This is a genomic window from Stenotrophomonas sp. 05N37 (assembly GCF_056397365.1).
The window spans coordinates 150,168-167,121 of sequence record NZ_JBFTNG010000001.1; the positions used below are offsets into that span (position 1 = coordinate 150,168).

At 69.4% G+C, this 16,954-nt stretch carries 16 protein-coding genes; 9 read left to right on the forward strand and 7 right to left on the reverse strand.

The window, feature by feature from the left end; translation table 11 throughout:
- Positions 1–197: 197 nt before the first annotated feature.
- Entirely contained in the window at positions 198–1,226 is a 1,029-nt protein-coding gene (locus AC1DGC_RS00700) for a restriction endonuclease (protein WP_478047003.1), read from the forward strand.
- Between the two features lie 67 nt (positions 1,227–1,293).
- Here the strand turns inward: AC1DGC_RS00700 and hutC are convergent, their stop codons facing one another.
- Both hutC and AC1DGC_RS00710 read right to left on the reverse strand, forming a co-directional pair.
- Positions 1,294–2,022 carry a histidine utilization repressor gene (gene hutC / locus AC1DGC_RS00705; protein WP_259203134.1) on the reverse strand — a complete coding sequence of 243 codons (729 nt, stop codon included), beginning with the start codon at positions 2,020–2,022 and terminating at the stop codon, positions 1,294–1,296.
- A gap of 30 nt (positions 2,023–2,052) precedes the next feature.
- A complete protein-coding gene (locus AC1DGC_RS00710; RefSeq protein ID WP_478047004.1) occupies positions 2,053–3,444 on the reverse strand; it encodes a formimidoylglutamate deiminase in 1,392 nt (463 codons plus the stop codon).
- 63 nt (positions 3,445–3,507) lie between these two features.
- Between AC1DGC_RS00710 and hutI the strand changes: the two genes are divergently transcribed.
- From hutI to AC1DGC_RS00745, 7 genes are all read left to right on the forward strand, one after another.
- The gene (hutI, locus tag AC1DGC_RS00715) at positions 3,508–4,707 is read left to right on the forward strand and encodes an imidazolonepropionase (RefSeq protein WP_478047005.1); all 1,200 of its coding nucleotides are present in this window, start codon (positions 3,508–3,510) and stop codon (positions 4,705–4,707) included.
- A gap of 23 nt (positions 4,708–4,730) precedes the next feature.
- Positions 4,731–6,272 carry a histidine ammonia-lyase gene (gene hutH, locus AC1DGC_RS00720; RefSeq protein WP_478047006.1) on the forward strand — a complete coding sequence of 514 codons (1,542 nt, stop codon included), beginning with the start codon at positions 4,731–4,733 and terminating at the stop codon, positions 6,270–6,272.
- The gene (hutG, locus tag AC1DGC_RS00725) at positions 6,269–7,123 is read left to right on the forward strand and encodes an N-formylglutamate deformylase (protein ID WP_478047007.1); all 855 of its coding nucleotides are present in this window, start codon (positions 6,269–6,271) and stop codon (positions 7,121–7,123) included. Before hutH ends, hutG begins: the two co-directional genes overlap by 4 nt.
- Positions 7,120–8,787, forward strand: a complete 1,668-nt coding sequence (gene hutU, locus AC1DGC_RS00730; RefSeq protein ID WP_478047008.1) for a urocanate hydratase — start codon at positions 7,120–7,122, stop codon at positions 8,785–8,787. The genes hutG and hutU overlap by 4 nt, the downstream gene beginning before the upstream one ends.
- Positions 8,788–9,689: 902 nt before the next feature.
- Positions 9,690–11,798, forward strand: coding sequence for a TonB-dependent receptor family protein (locus AC1DGC_RS00735; protein ID WP_478047009.1), 2,109 nt, complete (start codon positions 9,690–9,692; stop codon positions 11,796–11,798).
- 65 nt (positions 11,799–11,863) lie between these two features.
- Positions 11,864–12,772 (forward strand): hypothetical protein, encoded by a 909-nt coding sequence (locus tag AC1DGC_RS00740; protein ID WP_259203143.1) that lies wholly within the window; start codon positions 11,864–11,866, stop codon positions 12,770–12,772.
- Positions 12,773–12,901: 129 nt separating this feature from the next.
- Positions 12,902–13,315 carry an EF-hand domain-containing protein gene (locus AC1DGC_RS00745; protein WP_259203144.1) on the forward strand — a complete coding sequence of 138 codons (414 nt, stop codon included), beginning with the start codon at positions 12,902–12,904 and terminating at the stop codon, positions 13,313–13,315.
- On the opposite strand, the gene AC1DGC_RS00750 is transcribed toward AC1DGC_RS00745, so the two are convergent.
- The 4 genes from AC1DGC_RS00750 to AC1DGC_RS00765 all read right to left on the reverse strand — a co-directional run bounded on the left by AC1DGC_RS00750 (position 13,316) and on the right by AC1DGC_RS00765 (position 15,683).
- Complete coding sequence (locus tag AC1DGC_RS00750; RefSeq protein WP_478047010.1) at positions 13,316–13,678, reverse strand: hypothetical protein; 363 nt, start codon at positions 13,676–13,678, stop codon at positions 13,316–13,318.
- 2 nt (positions 13,679–13,680) lie between these two features.
- Complete coding sequence (locus tag AC1DGC_RS00755) at positions 13,681–14,460, reverse strand: hypothetical protein (RefSeq protein ID WP_478047011.1); 780 nt, start codon at positions 14,458–14,460, stop codon at positions 13,681–13,683.
- Positions 14,457–14,837 (reverse strand): VOC family protein, encoded by a 381-nt coding sequence (locus AC1DGC_RS00760; protein WP_259203543.1) that lies wholly within the window; start codon positions 14,835–14,837, stop codon positions 14,457–14,459. The genes AC1DGC_RS00755 and AC1DGC_RS00760 overlap by 4 nt, the downstream gene beginning before the upstream one ends.
- A 90-nt stretch (positions 14,838–14,927) precedes the next feature.
- Positions 14,928–15,683, reverse strand: coding sequence for a cyclic nucleotide-binding domain-containing protein (locus tag AC1DGC_RS00765; RefSeq protein ID WP_394163352.1), 756 nt, complete (start codon positions 15,681–15,683; stop codon positions 14,928–14,930).
- A 314-nt stretch (positions 15,684–15,997) separates the two neighbouring features.
- Here AC1DGC_RS00765 and AC1DGC_RS00770 point away from each other — a divergent pair, with 314 nt between their 5' ends.
- The gene (locus AC1DGC_RS00770; RefSeq protein WP_478047012.1) at positions 15,998–16,276 is read left to right on the forward strand and encodes a hypothetical protein; all 279 of its coding nucleotides are present in this window, start codon (positions 15,998–16,000) and stop codon (positions 16,274–16,276) included.
- Between the two features lie 66 nt (positions 16,277–16,342).
- On the opposite strand, the gene AC1DGC_RS00775 is transcribed toward AC1DGC_RS00770, so the two are convergent.
- Positions 16,343–16,954 (reverse strand): SCO family protein, encoded by a 612-nt coding sequence (locus AC1DGC_RS00775; RefSeq protein WP_259203150.1) that lies wholly within the window; start codon positions 16,952–16,954, stop codon positions 16,343–16,345.

A 16,954-nucleotide genomic window follows, 5' to 3' on the forward strand; every position in this document is an offset into this window, starting at 1 on the left:
ATCGCTGTTGCGCCGTTTGTTCCCTCCCCTCACGGCTATGGATTGGCGGGTTTTTTGTGTCCGCTCGCCAGCAAAGTGAGACATCCGTCACCGGCTGCGATGACAGCCCGGCTGCAACTGCCGTGATGCCGCCCCGCAGACGCCCACGAGCGCATATAAACTGTCACTTGCACCCTCGCGTTCAACCCTAGCGCCTCATGTTCTCCTGGATTCTCGCTTTACTGTTGGCCCTCATCGTCTGGACGCTCTGCGCCGCCTGGTTCTGGCTGGTCAAGCGCCGCCGCAAGGAGACCCGGCTGGGTCTGAACGCCCTGGCGGGCATGCACTGGCGCGACTTCTCCGAGATCGTGCGGCGCGCCATGCGTGAACAACGCGGGCTGCAGGACGTGCCCGGCGAGGTGGACGACAGCCGCGAGCCGCGCAGCGATTTCCTGATGCACGATGACCAGCACCGCTGGCTGGTGTCGTGCAAGCATGGCCGCGCCTACCGGATCGGTACGGCGGCGGTGAACGAACTGGGCGCGGCCGCGCGCCTGGCCGGGGCCCGCGGCGGCATCCTGATCACCGAGGGCATGGTCGAGCGCGATGGCCGCGTAGCCGCCGAGAAGCAAGGCGTGGAGGTGCTCGACGGCCACCTGCTGTGGCCCCTGCTGCAGCCTTACCTGCCCGGCGACATGGAAGCGCGGGTCAAGAACGCCGCACGCCGCGAGGCCATCCGCCGCATCTCGATCGCCGCACTGGGCTCGCTGACGCTGGGCCTGCTGGTGGGCATGGGCTACCTGACCTCGCGCCTGGAACGCCAGCCGCCCGCCGCCATGGCTGTCGAGGCGAGCACCCCCGCGCCGCCGGACACGGCCCCGGCTCCCGTGGCAGCGCCCGAACCGGCCACGGCTGCGGCGGTGGCAGCGGTCGCCACGCCGGCCACCGCGCCGACGCGCCCTGCCCCGGGCATTCTGGGCGATGAGCCCGATCCGGACCCGGCCACGCTGGCGCGGTATCAGAAGGAACTTACCCGCACCCTGGCCACCCAGCCCGGCGTGGTGAGCGCGTTCTGGCTGACCCGGCAGACCCTGGCGGTGAACCGCAGCGACGAGATCGACACGATCTGGCCGCGGGTCTGCACCGAGGTGAAGCGCTATCCGGCGCTGCGCACGGTGCGCATCCAGCTCAATCCGCGCCCGGGCGTGGACGAGCCGGTGCGTTGGCGGCAGTGCGCAACGCTGTGATCGTTGGCGGGTAGCGCAGCCGGCCCGAGGCCGGCACCGCCCGGATTGAGGCGGCCGACGGCCGGTTTTAGCGCGCGCCGGGGGCGAACCTGGCGACCAGGTCCCAGGCATCGCCCAGGAACATCTGGCGCACGCAGGTGATCGGCTGCTCGCCGCGCCAGGTGAGGCGGTCGATCACCAGGCAGGCGGTGCCGGGCTTCACCTCCAGCAGGGCGGCGGCGGCGTCATCGGCGCCCCAGGCACTGATGCGGTGCTGGGCGCGCGTCCACGAGACGTTCTGCAACAGCCAGCTGCCCGGCGCGGTGGTGTCGAAATCCACCTCCAGCACCTCCGGCACGCCGACCGGGCTGATCAGCCGGTGCTCCAGCGCGAACGGGCGGCCATCGGCGCGATGCAGGCAGCGGATCGCCAGCAGCTTCTCGCCCCCGGACAGCGCCATTTCGTCCTCGGCCTGCGCACGCGGGCGCCGGTAGGCGCGCTCCAGCAACTGGTAACCGTAGGTGTGCCCGCGCGCGCCGACCGCCATGGCGATGTCGGGGATTTCCAGCGCCACCTGCTCCAGGTGCGGTGGTTGCCGGGCCACGAACGAGCCCGCGCGGCGGCGGCGCTCGATCATCCCGCTCTCGGCCAGTGCGGTCAGCACCTTGTTCACGGTCATCCGCGAACAGCCGTACTGCTCCATCAGTTCGTGCTCGTACGGGATCCGGAACCCGGGCGGCCACTGCCCGCTGAGGATGCGGCTTTCCAGGTCGGCGCGGATGCGCTGGTTGAGGGTTTCTGCTTTCTTGCCCGTCACTCGGGAGTCCTGGATGGGTGCGACCGGCACTCAGCCGGCCGACAACAACGTGCGCAATGCGTGGGCGAAACGGGCGGCCACCGCGTCACGCTGCAGGTGACGGCCCTGATGGACCAGCTGGCGCCCCTGGCGCCACACCGAACGCACTGCATCATTACGTGCGGCGAACACCCAGCTGTCAAGCAAGGCATCGCCGTCGCGGGCGATCAGCGCCGGATGGCCGGGATCCAGCTCGACCACGTCGGCTGGCGCGCCCACCTGCAGCCCGGTGGCCACGCCCAGCGCCTGGCCGGCGCCATGCAGCGACTGTTCGAACAGCCAGCGGCCGCTGGACTGGCCGGTGCCCGGGGCCAGCACGTTGCGCCCGCGCAACTGCAGGCGCTGCCCGTACTCGAGCAGGCGCAGCTCTTCGGCCGCGTCGATGAGCACGTTGGAATCAGAGCCCACGCCGAAGCGGCCACCGGCCCGCGCGAAGCCCTGCATCGGGAACAGCCCGTCGCCCAGGTTGGCCTCGGTGATCGGGCACAGCCCGACCACGGCCTGGCTGGCCAGGATGCGCTGCACCTCGTCGTCATCCACGTGGGTGGCGTGCACCAGGCACCAGCGCTCGTCGACGGCAGCGTGCTCGTGCAACCAGCGCACCGGACGCAGGCCGCTCCAGGCCACGCAGGCGTCCACTTCACGGGTCTGTTCGGCGATATGGATGTGGACCGGGCCGGTGGTGAGCGGCAGCAGGGCGGCCAGCTCGTCACCGGTAACCGCCCGCAGGCTGTGCGGGGCGATGCCGAGCACCGCGTCATCAATGCCTGCCAGTGCGCGGGAGCAGCCCTGCAGCAGGTCGGCAAAGCCATCCACGTCGTGGATGAGGCGGCGCTGGGCCGGGTTGGGCGGCGCACCGCCGAAATCGGCATGCGCGTAGAACACCGGCAGCAGCGTGAGGCCGATGCCGCTGCCCTGCGCGGCGGCGGCGAGGCGCTCGGCCATCTCGGCCCGGTTGGCATAGGGCGCGCCGTCCGGCGCGTGGTGCAGGTAGTGGAACTCGCCGACCCGGGTGAACCCGGATTCGAGCATCTCCACGTAGACCTGCTCGGCGATGGCCTGCACCGCCTCGGGCTGCAGGTGGGCCAGGAACCGGTACATCAGCTCGCGCCAGCTCCAGAAGCTGTCGCCGCTGTTGCCGCCGATCTCGGTGAGCCCGGCCATGCCGCGCTGGAAGGCGTGGCTGTGCAGGTTGCCCAGGCCCGGCAGGGCGATGGCCAGGGCGGTGTCGCCAGGCTGCGCGGCAACACCCGCGGTCACCTCGCTGAGCGTGCCGCCGGCGCAGCTGATGCGCACATCGCGGGCCCAGCCGTGCGGCAACAGCGCACGGGCGGCATGGAAAACAAGCGGCGGATTGGCCGAAGCGGCGGGGCTGGCTGGCATCACTGGACATCCCGGAAGTGGCGCCTATATTGTATAGACATATACGCCGACGTGGTTGCTGCCATGCACTGTGACACCCTCTGGTACCACGCCCACCTGATCACCGTCGACGGCCCCGGCCTGGGCCTGATCGAGAACGGCGTGCTTGCCGCGACCGATGGCCGCATCGTGCACGTGGGCGCGGCCGGTTCCGAGGCGCACCTGCAACCGGCCCGGCGCATCGATTGCGGTGGGCGCTGGATCAGCCCGGGCCTGGTCGACTGCCACACCCACCTGGTCTATGCCGGCAACCGCGCCGGCGAGTTCGAGCAGCGCCTGCAGGGGGTGAGCTACGCCGACATCGCCCGTGCCGGCGGCGGCATCGTCTCCACGGTGCGGGCCACGCGCGCGGCCAGCGAAGCCGACTTGATCGCGTCCAGCCTGCCGCGCCTGGACGCGATGCTCGCCGAGGGCATCACCACCCTGGAAATCAAATCCGGCTACGGCCTGAGCCTGGAGGATGAAACCAAGCAGCTGCGCGTGGCGCGCGAACTGGGCCGGCTGCGTGCGGTGGAGATCGTGCCGACCTTCCTGGGTGCGCACGCGATTCCGCCCGGCCGCCAGGCACAGGACTACATCGACGAGGTCTGCAACGTGATGATCCCGGCGGTGGCCGCGCAGGGCCTGGCCGAGGCCGTGGATGTGTTCTGCGAGAACATCGCCTTCAGCGCGGTGCAGGCCGAGCAGGTGTTCGTGGCGGCACGCCGGCACGGCCTGGCGATCAAGATCCACGCCGAGCAGCTGAGCAACCAGCATGGCGCGGCGCTGGCTGCACGCCACGGCGCGCTGTCGGCCGACCATGTCGAACACCTCGATGCCGATGGCATCGCGGCGATGGCGGCCGCCGGCACGGTGGCGGTGCTGCTGCCAGGCGCCTTCTATTTCACCCGCGACACCACCCTGCCCCCGATCGCCGCCCTGCGCGCGGCCGGGGTGCCACTGGCCCTGGCCACCGATTCCAACCCGGGCACCTCGCCACTGACCAGCCCGCTGCTGGCGATGAACATGGCCGCCACCCTGTTCCGCATGACGGTGGACGAATGCATCGCCGGTTTCACCCGCGAAGCCGCGCGCGCGCTGGGCCGCCACGACCGCGTGGGCCGGCTGGCGACCGGCCTGGATTGCAACCTGGCCCTGTGGGACATCGAGGCGCCTGCCGACGTGGTGTACCGCATGGGCTTGAACCCCCTGCACGCGCGCGTGATGCGCGGCGTTTCCGTCTGATCTTTGTGATGTCTGGAGATTCCATGAGCACTACCCTGACCCTGCAGCCCGGCGCGGTGACGCTGGCGCACTGGCGCGCCATCTACGACGGCGCCCGCGTGCGCCTGGACCCGGCCTCGGCCGCCGCCGTGCTGCGCAGCGCGCAGACCGTGGCCGACATCGTGGCCAGGGGCGCACCGGTGTATGGCATCAACACCGGCTTCGGCAAGCTGGCCAGCGTGCGCATCGAGCGCGACGACCTGGAAACCCTGCAGCGCAATATCGTGCTGTCGCATGCCGCGGGCGTGGGCGAGCCGATGCCGGCCCCGGTGGTGCGGCTGATGATGGCCCTCAAGCTGACCAGCCTCGCCCAGGGGGCGTCGGGCATCCGCCCGCAGACGCTGGCGCTGCTGGAAGCCTTCCTGCAGCACGACATCGTGCCGGTGATTCCCTGCCAGGGCTCGGTGGGCGCCTCCGGTGATCTGGCCCCGCTGTCGCACCTGGCCAGCGTCATGATCGGCGTGGGCGAAGCGTTCTCGAACGGTGAGCGCCTGCCCGCCGCCGAAGCGCTGGCGCGGCTCGGCCTGACCCCGCTGGTGCTGGGCGCCAAGGAGGGCCTGGCCCTGCTCAACGGCACCCAGTACTCCACCGCCTACGCGCTGGCGGGGCTGTTCGAGATCACCACCGTGTTCCATGCCGCGCTGGTGACCGGCGCGCTGTCGGTGGAAGCGGCCAAGGGCTCGGACACCCCGTTCGATCCGCGCATCCACAGCATCCGCGGCCAGCGTGGCCAGATCGCCACTGCGGCCACGCTGCGTGCACTGATGCAGGGCTCGGCCATCCGTGAGTCGCACCGCGACAACGACGTGCGCGTCCAGGACCCGTACTGCCTGCGCTGCCAGCCGCAGGTGATGGGCGCGGCGTTCGATGTCATGCGCCAGGCCGCCACCACGCTGGCGATCGAGGCCAATGGCGTGTCCGACAACCCGCTGGTGTTCACCGACACCAACGAGGCGCTGAGCGGCGGCAACTTCCACGCCGAGCCGGTGGCCTTCGCCGCGGACATGCTGGCCATGGCGGTGTGCGAGATCGGCTCGATCAGCGAGCGTCGCACCGCGATGCTGGTCGACCCGGCCCTGTCCGGCTTGCCCGCCTTCCTTACCCCGAAGCCCGGCCTCAACTCCGGCTTCATGATCCCGCAGGTGACCGCCGCCGCGCTGGTCTCGGAGAACAAGCAGCGCGCCTACCCGGCCAGCGTCGATTCGATCCCGACCTCGGCCAACCAGGAAGACCACGTGTCGATGGCCGCGCACGGTGCGCGCCGCCTGCTGGCGATGGCGGAGAACGCGGCCAACGTGGTGGGCATCGAGCTGCTGGCTGCCGCGCAGGGCTGCGATTTCCACGCCCCGCTGCGCTCCAGCGACGCCCTGGAAGGCGTCCGCGCACGCCTGCGCGCGCAGGTGCCGACGCTGCAGGACGACCGCTATTTCCACCCGGACATGGTGGCCGCCACCACGCTGGTGCGCAGCGGCGCGTTGGCCGAGGGCCTGGCCGACGTGCTGCCGCAGGTGGAGCCACTGGCATGACCACCCACCCGGACTGGCTCCAGGTGCATGAAGGCGATGCGCCGCTGGTGGTCAGCTTCCCGCACACCGGCAGCGAGCTGCCGCACGACCTGATCGACCGCTACCACTCCCCGTGGCTGGCCCGCCGCGACGCGGACTGGTGGGTGCACGAGCTGTACGACTTCGCGCGTGGCATGGGCGCGACCACGGTGCGCTCGGCGGTCTCGCGCTCGGTGATCGACCTCAACCGCGATCCCAGCGGCGTGTCGCTGTACCCGGGCCAGAACACCACCGGCCTGTGCCCGCTGACCACCTTCGACAACCAGCCGCTGTACCACGCGGGCATGGAACCGGACGACGCGGAAATTGCGCGCCGCCGCGACACCTATTTCGCGCCGTACCACGATGCGCTGGCTGCGCAGATCGCGCGGCTGCGCCAGCGCCACGGCACGGTGGTGGTCTACGACGCGCACTCGATCCGCTCGCACATCCCGCACCTGTTCGAGGGCGAACTGCCGCAGTTCAACCTCGGCACCGCCGGCCCGTCGGGCACGGTGGACACCGCCTGCGACAACGCGCTCAGCGATGTGGTGGACAACCTGTGCCGGATCAGCGGCCTGTCGCACGTGCGCAACGGCCGCTTCAAGGGCGGCTGGATTACCCGCCATTACAGCGACATCCCCGGCGGCGTGCACAGCCTGCAGATGGAACTGGCCTGCCGCGGCTACATGCACGAGCCGCTGCCCGACCAGGTGGACGAGCACAGCTGGCCCACCCCGCTCGACCCTGACCACGCCGCACCGCTGCGCCACACCCTGGCGCAGGTGCTCAACGCCTGCCTTGCATTTGCTACGAACCGGAGCGCCGCATGACCCGCAACGACCCGTCCCGCACCATCATCGCGCCCACCGGCAGCACGCTCACCGCCAAGAGCTGGCTCACCGAAGCACCGCTGCGCATGCTCATGAACAACCTGCATCCGGACGTGGCCGAGCGCCCGCAGGAACTGGTGGTGTACGGCGGCATCGGCCGCGCCGCGCGCGACTGGGAGAGCTTCGATGCCATCGTGGCGACGCTCACGCGCCTGGACGACGACCAGACCCTGCTGGTGCAGTCGGGCAAGCCCGTGGGCGTGTTCCGCACCCACGTGGACGCGCCGCGCGTGCTGATCGCCAACTCCAACCTGGTGCCGCGCTGGGCCAACTGGGACCACTTCAACGAGCTGGACAGGAAGGGCCTGGCGATGTACGGCCAGATGACCGCCGGCAGCTGGATCTACATCGGCGCCCAGGGCATCGTGCAGGGCACCTACGAAACCTTCGTGGAGATGGGCCGCCAGCACTACGACGGCAGCCTGGCAGGCAAGTGGCTGTTCACCGGTGGGTTGGGCGGCATGGGTGGCGCGCAACCGCTGGCGGCGGTGATGGCCGGTGCGTCGTGCCTCGCCGTGGAATGCCGCAAGAGCAGTATCGAAATGCGTCTGCGCACCGGCTACCTGGACACCTGGACCGACGACCTGGATGAAGCGCTGCGCCTGATCGAGGAATCGTGCACGGCCAAGAAGCCGCTGTCGGTCGGCCTGCTCGGCAATGTCGCCGACGTGCTGGACGAACTGCTGGTGCGCGGAGTCAAGCCGGACCTGCTGACCGACCAGACTTCCGCCCACGACCCGGTCAACGGCTACCTGCCGCAGGGCTGGACCGTCGAGGAATGGGACGACAAGCGCGTGTCCGCTCCCAAGGAGGTCGAAGCCGCCGCGCGCGCGTCGATGGCCAACCACATCCGCGCCATGCTCGCCTTCCACGCGCTCGGCGTGCCGACCGTGGACTACGGCAACAACCTGCGCCAGATGGCGCTGGAAGAAGGCGTCGAGGATGCCTTCGACTTCCCCGGTTTCGTCCCGGCCTACATTCGGCCGCTGTTCTGCCGGGGCATCGGCCCGTTCCGCTGGGCCGCGCTCAGCGGCGACCCGGAAGACATCGCCAAGACCGATGCGAAGGTCAAGGAGTTGATTCCGGACAACCCGCACCTGCACCGCTGGCTGGACATGGCCGCCGAGAAGATCAAGTTCCAGGGCCTGCCCGCGCGCATCTGCTGGGTGGGCCTGGGCGATCGCGACCGGCTGGGACTGGCCTTCAACGAGATGGTCGCCAGCGGCGAGCTGAAGGCGCCGGTGGTGATCGGCCGCGACCACCTCGACAGCGGCAGCGTCGCCTCGCCGAACCGCGAAACCGAGGCGATGGCCGACGGTTCCGATGCGGTGTCCGACTGGCCCCTGCTCAACGCGTTGCTCAACACCGCCAGCGGCGCCACGTGGGTGTCACTGCACCACGGCGGTGGCGTGGGCATGGGCTTCTCGCAGCATGCCGGCATGGTGATCGTCTGCGACGGCACCGAAGCGGCCGCCAAGCGCATCGCGCGCGTGCTGTGGAACGACCCGGCCACGGGCGTGATGCGGCACGCCGACGCCGGGTACGACATCGCGGTGGAGTGCGCGAAGGAGAAGGGCCTGGATCTGCCGGGGATTCTGGGCTAAGGCACGCAGGTTTCGACCACCGGCCAGCACCTGCCGCCGCGTGGAGCCACGCCATGCGTGGCTGCGCCTTGCATCCGGCAGCGCGTGCAGCCACCCATTGGGTGGCTCTACGTGATGGAACGAAAGGCCACGACAGACCGGTGCCAGCATCGTAGAACCACGCCATGCGTGGCTGCGCTTCGATCGGCACCGCGTGCAGCCACCCATGGGGTGGCTCTACGTGGTGCAACGAAATGCCCCGACAGACCGGTCCGCGCACCGTAGAGCCACGCCATGCGTGGCTGCGCTTCAATCCGGCACCGCGTGCAGCCACCCATGGGGTGGCTCTACGTGGTGCAACGAAACGCCACGACAGACCCGTGCCAGCATCGTAGAGCCACGCCATGCGTGGCTGCGCTTCAATCGGCACCGCGTGCAGCCACCCATGGGGTGGCTCTACGTGATGCAACGAAACGCCACGACACGCCGGCGCGCGCACCGTAGAGCCACGCCATGCGTGGCTGCGCTTCAATCGGCACCGCGCGCAGCCACCCATGGGGTGGCTCTGCGTGGTGCAACGAAATGCCCCGACACACCGGCGCGCGCATCGTAGAGCCACGCCATGCGTGGCTGCGCCTTGCGTCCGGCACCGCGTGCAGCCACCCATGGGGTGGCTCTACATGGTGCAACGAAATGCCCCGACAGACCGGTCCGCGCATCGTAGAGCCACGCCATGCGTGGCTGCGCCTTGCACGCAGATCGCCACCCCAGGAGCCCCGATTGCACCGGCTTCGGCAGCCACGCGTGGCATGGCTCTGCCCTGCAACCCCGGCACTCAATCACCGCCATACGCCCATGACGGGTGACCTTTCAGGCAACACCTGTTAACTTTCGCGCCAGTTTTTTAGTTTACAGCCCTCCCCATGTCCCTGCTGTCGCATCGCCCTGCCCTTACCCGGATCTCCCTGGCCGTCGCCGTCGCACTATCGGCCACCGCCCACGCCGCCCCCCAGGCCACCACCCTCGACGTGGTCAACGTGACCGCCGCCAGCGAGACCGAGCAGGCCCGCGCGGCGCTCAAGCGCGTTCCCGGCGCCAGCAACGTGGTGGACCTGACCAACGCCGACCGCCGCCTGTCCACCAGCGCCGATGTGCTGGCCTACCAGCCGGGCGTCAGTGCGCAGTCGCCGGGCAATGAAGGCGCCAAGGTCTCGATCCGTGGCTCGGGCATCAACCGGGGTCCGGGCGCGCATGCCTCGGGGATTTCAGTGTCGCTGGATGGCCTGCCACTGACCGGCCCGGGGGGCACGCCGTATGAGCTGCTTGAGCCGCTGTGGCTGAGCCGGGCCGAGGTGCTGCGGGGTGCCAATGGGTTCGAGCGCGGCGCGTTGGCGCTGGGCGGTGCCATCAATTACGTGAGCCGCAGTGGGCGCGATTCGGCCGGCCTGGACGTGCAGTACGAAGCAGGCAGCCGCGGCTACCAGAAGCGCAGCATCGGCTATGGCGGGGTGAGCGGCGATGTCGACTACTACCTGGCCTACACCGATACCGAGGCCGACGGCTACCAGCGCCACGCCGCCAGCGACGGCAAGGGGGCGATGGCCAACCTCGGCTGGCAGATCACCCCACAGCTGGAAACCCGCTTCTTCGTGCGTTACCGCGAGACCAATCACGAAACGCCCGGGCGCCTGACCCGCGACCAGATCCGCAACGATCCGCGCGCGGCCAATCCGGCCAACCTGGCCATCGACGCGCGCCGTCCGCAGCCGGGCAGCACCTGGATCGGCAACATGACCACCTGGCAGATCGACGAAGCTTCTTCGCTGCAGGCCGGGCTGGTGTACCACACGTACCCGATGGACTTGAACGAGAGCCTGTATCGGCAGCAGCTGGACTACAGCAACCTCAACGCCACACTCGACTACCGCCACCGGCATGTACTGTTCGGCCGCGACAGCGTGACCACCCTCGGCCTGCGCGTCACCCACGACCTCGATGCGGACGTGCGCGAGACCCTGCGATTTGCCAGCAACGGCTATGCCGCCGGGACGCACACGCGCGATTTCTCGCACCACGGCACCGACAGCACCCTGCGCGTCGGCAACGACCTGGCACTCACCGAGGCGCTGCACCTGCAGACCGGGCTGGCGCTGATCAATACCCGCCGCGATGTGCAGGTCACCTGGCCGGCCACGCCCGAGCGCCTGCGCGAGCAGCAGTGGGATTACGCACCGCGGCTGGGTGTCACCTGGCAGCAGACCCCGCAACTGCAGTGGTTCGGCAACCTGAGCCGCTCGGTCGAGCCGGCCCATCCGTGGTCGATGATCTGGGGCTCGAACCAGTACTTCGGCCCGGGTCATGGCGCCTCCACCGGCCGCCAGCGCGCGCCCGTGCCGCTGGACAACCAGACCGCCACCACGCTGGAACTGGGCGCGCGCGGCGACAGCGTGCTGGGCCGCTGGGAGCTGACCGGCTACTACGCCCGCGTGTTGCACGAACTGCTTACCGTGGAGGTAATGCCGGTACCGAACCTGTTCGTGGCCGAGAACAACGCCAGCCCGACCGTGCATCGCGGCCTGGAAGCGGGGCTGGACAGCACGCTGTGGGAAGGCCGCGAGGGCCGCCTGGCGCTGCGCCAGGCGTACACCTTCAGCGACTTCCGTTATCGCCATGACGCCCTGTTCGGCAGCAATCGCCTGCCGGGCTTGCCGCGCCATTACTACCAGGCCGCGCTGCGCTACGACCACCCGACCGGCTTCCATGCAGCGCTCAACACCGAGTACGCCTCGAAGATGTTCGTGGACTACGCCAATAGTGTCAGCGCCGATAGCCACGTGATCGTTGGCAGCCGGGTGGGCTATGACGCGCCCGGTGGACGCTGGCAGGCCTGGGCCGAGCTGCGCAATATCGGCGACCGCCATTACGCCGCCACGGTGACGCCGGGCTACAACGATGCCGGAAAGGATGTGGCGCGCTCGACCCCGGGCGAAGGCCGTGGCGTGTATGCCGGCGTGCGCTGGCGGTTCGAGTGACCGCCTGAGCGCAGCGCGGGCCGCGTTATGATCGCCGGCTCACATCGAGCGCAGGGAGCACGTGGATGACCGGACGTTTTGGCTATACCCATGGCGCGGTGCTGCGCCGCGACCGCCTGTACATCGCCGGGGTCGCGCTGGAGCTGGAGGAGCAGGACGTGCCCCACGCGATCCTGTTCGCCCGCCAGGGGGACGCGCTCGATACCTGGTCGTTCGAACAGCGCCTGGCCGGTCTGGTGGGCGTACCGCTGGAGGGGGTGGACACGGCGGTCACCGTGGGTGAGGAAGGGTATGTCGAGTGGACCGATGACGACGGTGCGGCCGAAGACCGCATCGGCGACGAGGATCCTGCTTCCTGGCCCAACCGCCTGCGCCGACTGCGTGGCGTGCGCCAGATCGATGGCGTGCTGTATGCGTTTGGTGCAGGCCGCCAAGTGCATCGGCGTGCGCTGGATGAGGCGGCTTGGGCGCGCTGCGACGCTGGCTGCCGGGTCGGTGCAGGCAGCGGTGATCCCAGCAGCGTGCATGACCTCGATGGCAGCGGCCAGCACGACCTGCTCGCAGTGGGCAGCGGCGGTGCGCTATGGCGCCGGACCGGCGCGGACTGGTCGGCATTGCCCACTGCCACCGACGATGCGCTGCATTGCGTCTGCCGCAGCGCCGACGGCTACGTGGCGGCGGGCGACCGTGGCACCGTCCTTGTGATCGACGGCGCGCGCGTGCACGCGGTGGCGCACGCGCACGGCGAGCACACGTTCTGCGGCATCGCGCCCGCATTCGGCCGTGTGTACCTGTGCAGCGAGGCGGGCGCCCTGTTCCAGCTCCAGGGCCAGGTCCTCTCGCCAGTGGACGTGGCGCCGGATCCGCAGGGCGGCGGGCACCTCTCCAGTGCCGATGGAGTGTTGCTCTGGGTGACCGCTGCCCAGGTGCGCAGCTTCGACGGCACGCACTGGCGGGACATCACCCCGGAATGACGGCGCGGTCGGCGCCCGTGCCACCGGCGTTCAACCAGTAAAAGTACTGGGCCGATCCGCGGGGATTTGCCGTGGTGCGCGCTGCGCGCCTGCTCGACACTGGCGGCATTCCCGTCGCTGGAGCCTGCCGTGATCTCCTCCGCAACACGCGCCCTGTGCGCGCTTACGCTGGCGGTGTGTGCCGTGGCCCTGGGCCACGCCCAGGACACGCCCACCGCGGCGACCACCCGCTTCGCGTTGCTGGACCGCAACCACGACGGCACGCTCAGTGCGGACGAGTACGACAGCGGTGCGGTGTTCCGCGAACTGGACACCAACCAGAACTACCGGATCAGTCTGGATGAACTGCAGGCCGCGCTGGGCCCGGATCGGGATGGGCAGCTCTCTGCGGCCGACCGTCTGCGCGTGGCCGACCTCAACGGCGATGGCGACCTCAGTGGCGAGGAAGCGGGCCGGTTCGCGCAAATGCGCTTCGAGGGCCTGGATACCAACCACGACGAGCAGCTGGATCTGGCCGAGTTCCAGAGCGGGTTCCGCCGGTAGTCAGATCGCACTGGCCTGCGCAAAGACCGCCAGGTACATCGCCACCACCGCGATGCTGCCGGCGACCAGCATCGAGGCCAGGCCGACCACGCCGGCCAGCCAGCGCCCATGCATGCCGCCGAAGCGCCAGACCAGCAACACCACCAAGGGCCCCAACCACGCCACCGGGTAGCCCGCGGCGAATGCAGTGGTGAACGACGGCGGCGCCATGCCCTGCGCCTGCAGGGGGGCCAGCAACCGTGGCAGGATCACGGCCCCCATCAGGGTCGTCAGCAGTGCGGTCACCCCACTGGTGGCCAGACCCACCACCAGTGCGCCCGCCCCAACGGGGCGGTAGGCGGTCAATGTCGTCACTCCAGCCATGGTCATGTATCCCGTAAGGTCTGCAGCACATCCATCAAGGTAGTGGCGTGCGGTGCGATTTCCTGCGCGATCCAGCCGAGCGCGGCGAAGAACAGCAGTACGCCGAGCAGTGGCCAAACGGTATGCGCAAGGCACAACCGCCACCAGCCCTGCGCCTGCATGCCCTGCATGCGCCGGTACAGGCCACCGGCGATGGCCGCATCGACCAGCAGTTCGGCCATGAGCACCGGCGCTGTCCAGACCACCCAACTGGCCGCCACCACGGCGGCAGCCACGACAGCCACGACACCAAGCAGCGCGAGGATCGGCAGACCTGCTTCGTCATCGGCAAGGTCCAGCATCGCGCCATCGCTGGCGCTGCTGGACGTGCTCCCCTCGCCCCACGAGGCGGAGGCACCGCCGCCACCGGAGCGACCGCCACTGCCGAACCAGTCCGGTCCCCCGCCGGGTGCGGCGGAACCGCCCGCCCCACCGGCATCCGGGAGCACCGCATCGGCAGCGACATCGCCGCGCCAGCGCAACCATGCCCACATCAGCAGCAGGAAGATGGCATACGCCAGCAGCACCGCCAGCGGATAGCGCAGCAGCATCGTATCGATGCCGCCCACCCGCAGCAGGTGCGAGGCGAGCAGCCCGGCGACGCCGGTGACCAGCACGATGGCCGCCATCTGCAGGCGCGGCCAGCCGCCGCGCTGCAGCTGCTGGCGGGCACGCGCGATTTCGCTGCCGCGGGTCAACGGCAGCAGCAGCGGGTGGCTGGGCCGTGGTACGCGCCGCTTCACGTATCCGCCTGCTTGGTCACCGCTTCGATGCGATGGCCATCGGGATCGATCACGAAGGCGGCGTAGTAGTGATCGCCATAGTCCGGGCGCAATCCAGCCGCGCCGTTGTCCTGGCCGCCGGCGAGCAGCGCGGCGTGATGGAAGGCATTGACGGCAGTGCGCGTGGGCGCACTGAAGGCAAGATGGAAACCCGGTCCAGGCGCGGCCGCATCATCGTGCAGCTTCAGGCACAGCAGGTCCTCATCGTCGACCCGCCCATAGCCAATCGCGGTGTCGTCCTCGAACACACGGCGATAGCCCAGTGCACCCAGCACGGCATCGTAGAACGCGCCGGCCAAGGCGAGGTCGCGGACCCCAAGTGAAACATGATGCAGCACGAGGACGTCCTTGCCGTGGAATGCGGAATGCATGCCCGCATTCTAGGGCCGCTGCAGGCGTCCGTGAACATGCCCTCGCGCACTGAACGCCTACGCCGCCCGGATGGTGGCCGGGACCAGGCAAGGCGCGTGATCGGCGGTGGCAAGCGCCTGCAGGCGTTCACGTCCCCGCACTTCCACTTCGCGCCCGTCGACCATGACCAGCCCTTCGGCCTGGAACCGGCGCAGCAAGCGGCTCAACGTCTCCGGTGCCAGGCGCAGATAGCTGGCGATATCCATTCGCGACATGGTGAGCTGCCAGTGGGTGGAGGAGTAGCCGCGCGCGCCCATGCGATCGGCCATGCCGATCAGGAACGCAGCCAGGCGCTCGTCGGCGTTGGTGCTGCACGACAACCGCGCCGCGCGCGCGATCTCGCGGCTCATCATGCCGAACAACCGCGCCTGCAGTGCAGGCATGCGGGTGGTCAGGTCCAGCGCACGCTGGAAGGGCAACCTGCACACCGTCACCGTATCCAGCGCCACGGCGTTGCACGGATAGCGGCCCTCGTCTATGGCGCTGAAGCCGATGACATCGCCGGGCATGTGGAACCCCAGGATCTGCTCGCGGCCTGCGCGATCGACCGCGTAGGTTTTGACCGTGCCCAATCGGACCACCGAGATGCACCGGAACGGGTCGCCCTGGTGGAACAGGAAACTCCCGGCATGCGCCGGGGCGGCGTGCTCGATCAACGCATCCAGCTCACCCAACAGGTCCGCGCCCACCGCCCCGGAAAAGCACGCCGGACCCAACGGGCAGGCGTCGCACTCCCAGCAGCGCGCCGACGGCGTGACAACACTCCTGGCCATGGTCGAGATCTCCAGCTCTGGATGCCGCCCCCTTCCCCACCCCATGCAGCCAACCCTGCCACCGCAAGCCAGCAGGTTATTTTGTGCGATGCCGCGGTGCAATGTCGCCACCACCAGTATTTCTACTGGTCACCCACATTCAGCTTATCCGGCGCGGTTGGATGAAGCGTTTGGCCGACCGAAACCCCCGCCAGGGCCATCGCTCCGTCGCTTGACCCACATCAAGTGCCAACCCGGCCCGTCGACCTATCGTGTGGGTACCGGGCACATCGCCGTCGCTTACCCCGTCCCCGCCCCTCTCTGGAGCCTTTCCCATGAACCGCGCGTTCCGCCTCATATCGCTGGCACTGATCCTCGCTGCGGCTGGCGCAAGCCAGGCCCAGCAGCCCACCGTCAACATCGGCGAGCGTCACGGCAACCTGCGCGCCGCCCAGGAGCACATCGTGCAGGCGTATCAACTGATCGGCGTGGCACAACAGGACAACGACTCACGCCTGGGCGGCCATGCCGGGCGCGCACGCGAACTGCTGATCCAGGCCGACCAGGAGCTGCGCCAGGCGGCGAATGTCGCCAACAACAACGGACGACCGTAATGAACCAGGCCTCTGCGGCCTGGCCGTCGCGGAGGCCGGCAGGCGGGTCACGCAGGCGTCGCGAGGCTACTTGCCTGCCATGGATGTCGAGCGTGCACGCGACGGAGCGGCGGCCAGGGCGGTGACGACCCGGCGGGCCACCTGCGCCTCGTCTGCGGTACGGCCGAAGTGGTCGACATAGCGGCCTTCGCGGTCGAGCAGGAACAGGAAGGTGGAATGGTCCATCATGTACTGTCCGCGACTGCCATACGGAACCTTCTGGTAATACACGTGGTAGCGGTCGGTGACCTCGGCAATCTGCGCCGGTGTGCCGGTCAGCCCCACGAAGTCGGGCCCGAATACCGACACGTAGGCCTTCATCCTGGCCGGTGTATCGCGGGCGGGATCAACGCTGACGAAGATGGGGACCAACGATGGCCCGCCCAGCGACCGCACGCGCCGGGCAATGCGCGCCACGCGCGCCAGGTCGGTGGGACACACATCCGGGCAGGAGGTAAACCCGAAATACAGCAGCGCCGGTTTGCCTTGGAAGCTGCGCTCGGTGACCTCGCGTCCACTCTGGTCGGTAAGTTTGAACGCGCCGCCAGTCCGCGGCGGGCTCTGCGCCGCCAGCGGTGGCGTCAGCAGCAGCGACACCACAAGAGCAGCCGCGAGGGCCTGCCATCGGGATCGTTCCAT

Bases quoted from the DNA above. Each gene is read 5' to 3' on its own strand.
- AC1DGC_RS00700 (WP_478047003.1), top strand. From the start codon at position 198: ATGTTCTCCTGGATTCTCGCTTTACTGTTGGCCCTCATCGTCTGGACG.
- AC1DGC_RS00710 (WP_478047004.1), bottom strand. From the start codon at position 3,444: ATGCCAGCCAGCCCCGCCGCTTCGGCCAATCCGCCGCTTGTTTTCCAT.
- hutI (WP_478047005.1), top strand. From the start codon at position 3,508: ATGCACTGTGACACCCTCTGGTACCACGCCCACCTGATCACCGTCGAC.
- hutH (WP_478047006.1), top strand. From the start codon at position 4,731: ATGAGCACTACCCTGACCCTGCAGCCCGGCGCGGTGACGCTGGCGCAC.
- hutG (WP_478047007.1), top strand. From the start codon at position 6,269: ATGACCACCCACCCGGACTGGCTCCAGGTGCATGAAGGCGATGCGCCG.
- hutU (WP_478047008.1), top strand. From the start codon at position 7,120: ATGACCCGCAACGACCCGTCCCGCACCATCATCGCGCCCACCGGCAGC.
- AC1DGC_RS00735 (WP_478047009.1), top strand. From the start codon at position 9,690: ATGTCCCTGCTGTCGCATCGCCCTGCCCTTACCCGGATCTCCCTGGCC.
- AC1DGC_RS00740 (WP_259203143.1), top strand. From the start codon at position 11,864: ATGACCGGACGTTTTGGCTATACCCATGGCGCGGTGCTGCGCCGCGAC.
- AC1DGC_RS00750 (WP_478047010.1), bottom strand. From the start codon at position 13,678: ATGGCTGGAGTGACGACATTGACCGCCTACCGCCCCGTTGGGGCGGGC.
- AC1DGC_RS00765 (WP_394163352.1), bottom strand. From the start codon at position 15,683: ATGGCCAGGAGTGTTGTCACGCCGTCGGCGCGCTGCTGGGAGTGCGAC.
- AC1DGC_RS00770 (WP_478047012.1), top strand. From the start codon at position 15,998: ATGAACCGCGCGTTCCGCCTCATATCGCTGGCACTGATCCTCGCTGCG.
- AC1DGC_RS00775 (WP_259203150.1), bottom strand. From the start codon at position 16,954: ATGGAACGATCCCGATGGCAGGCCCTCGCGGCTGCTCTTGTGGTGTCG.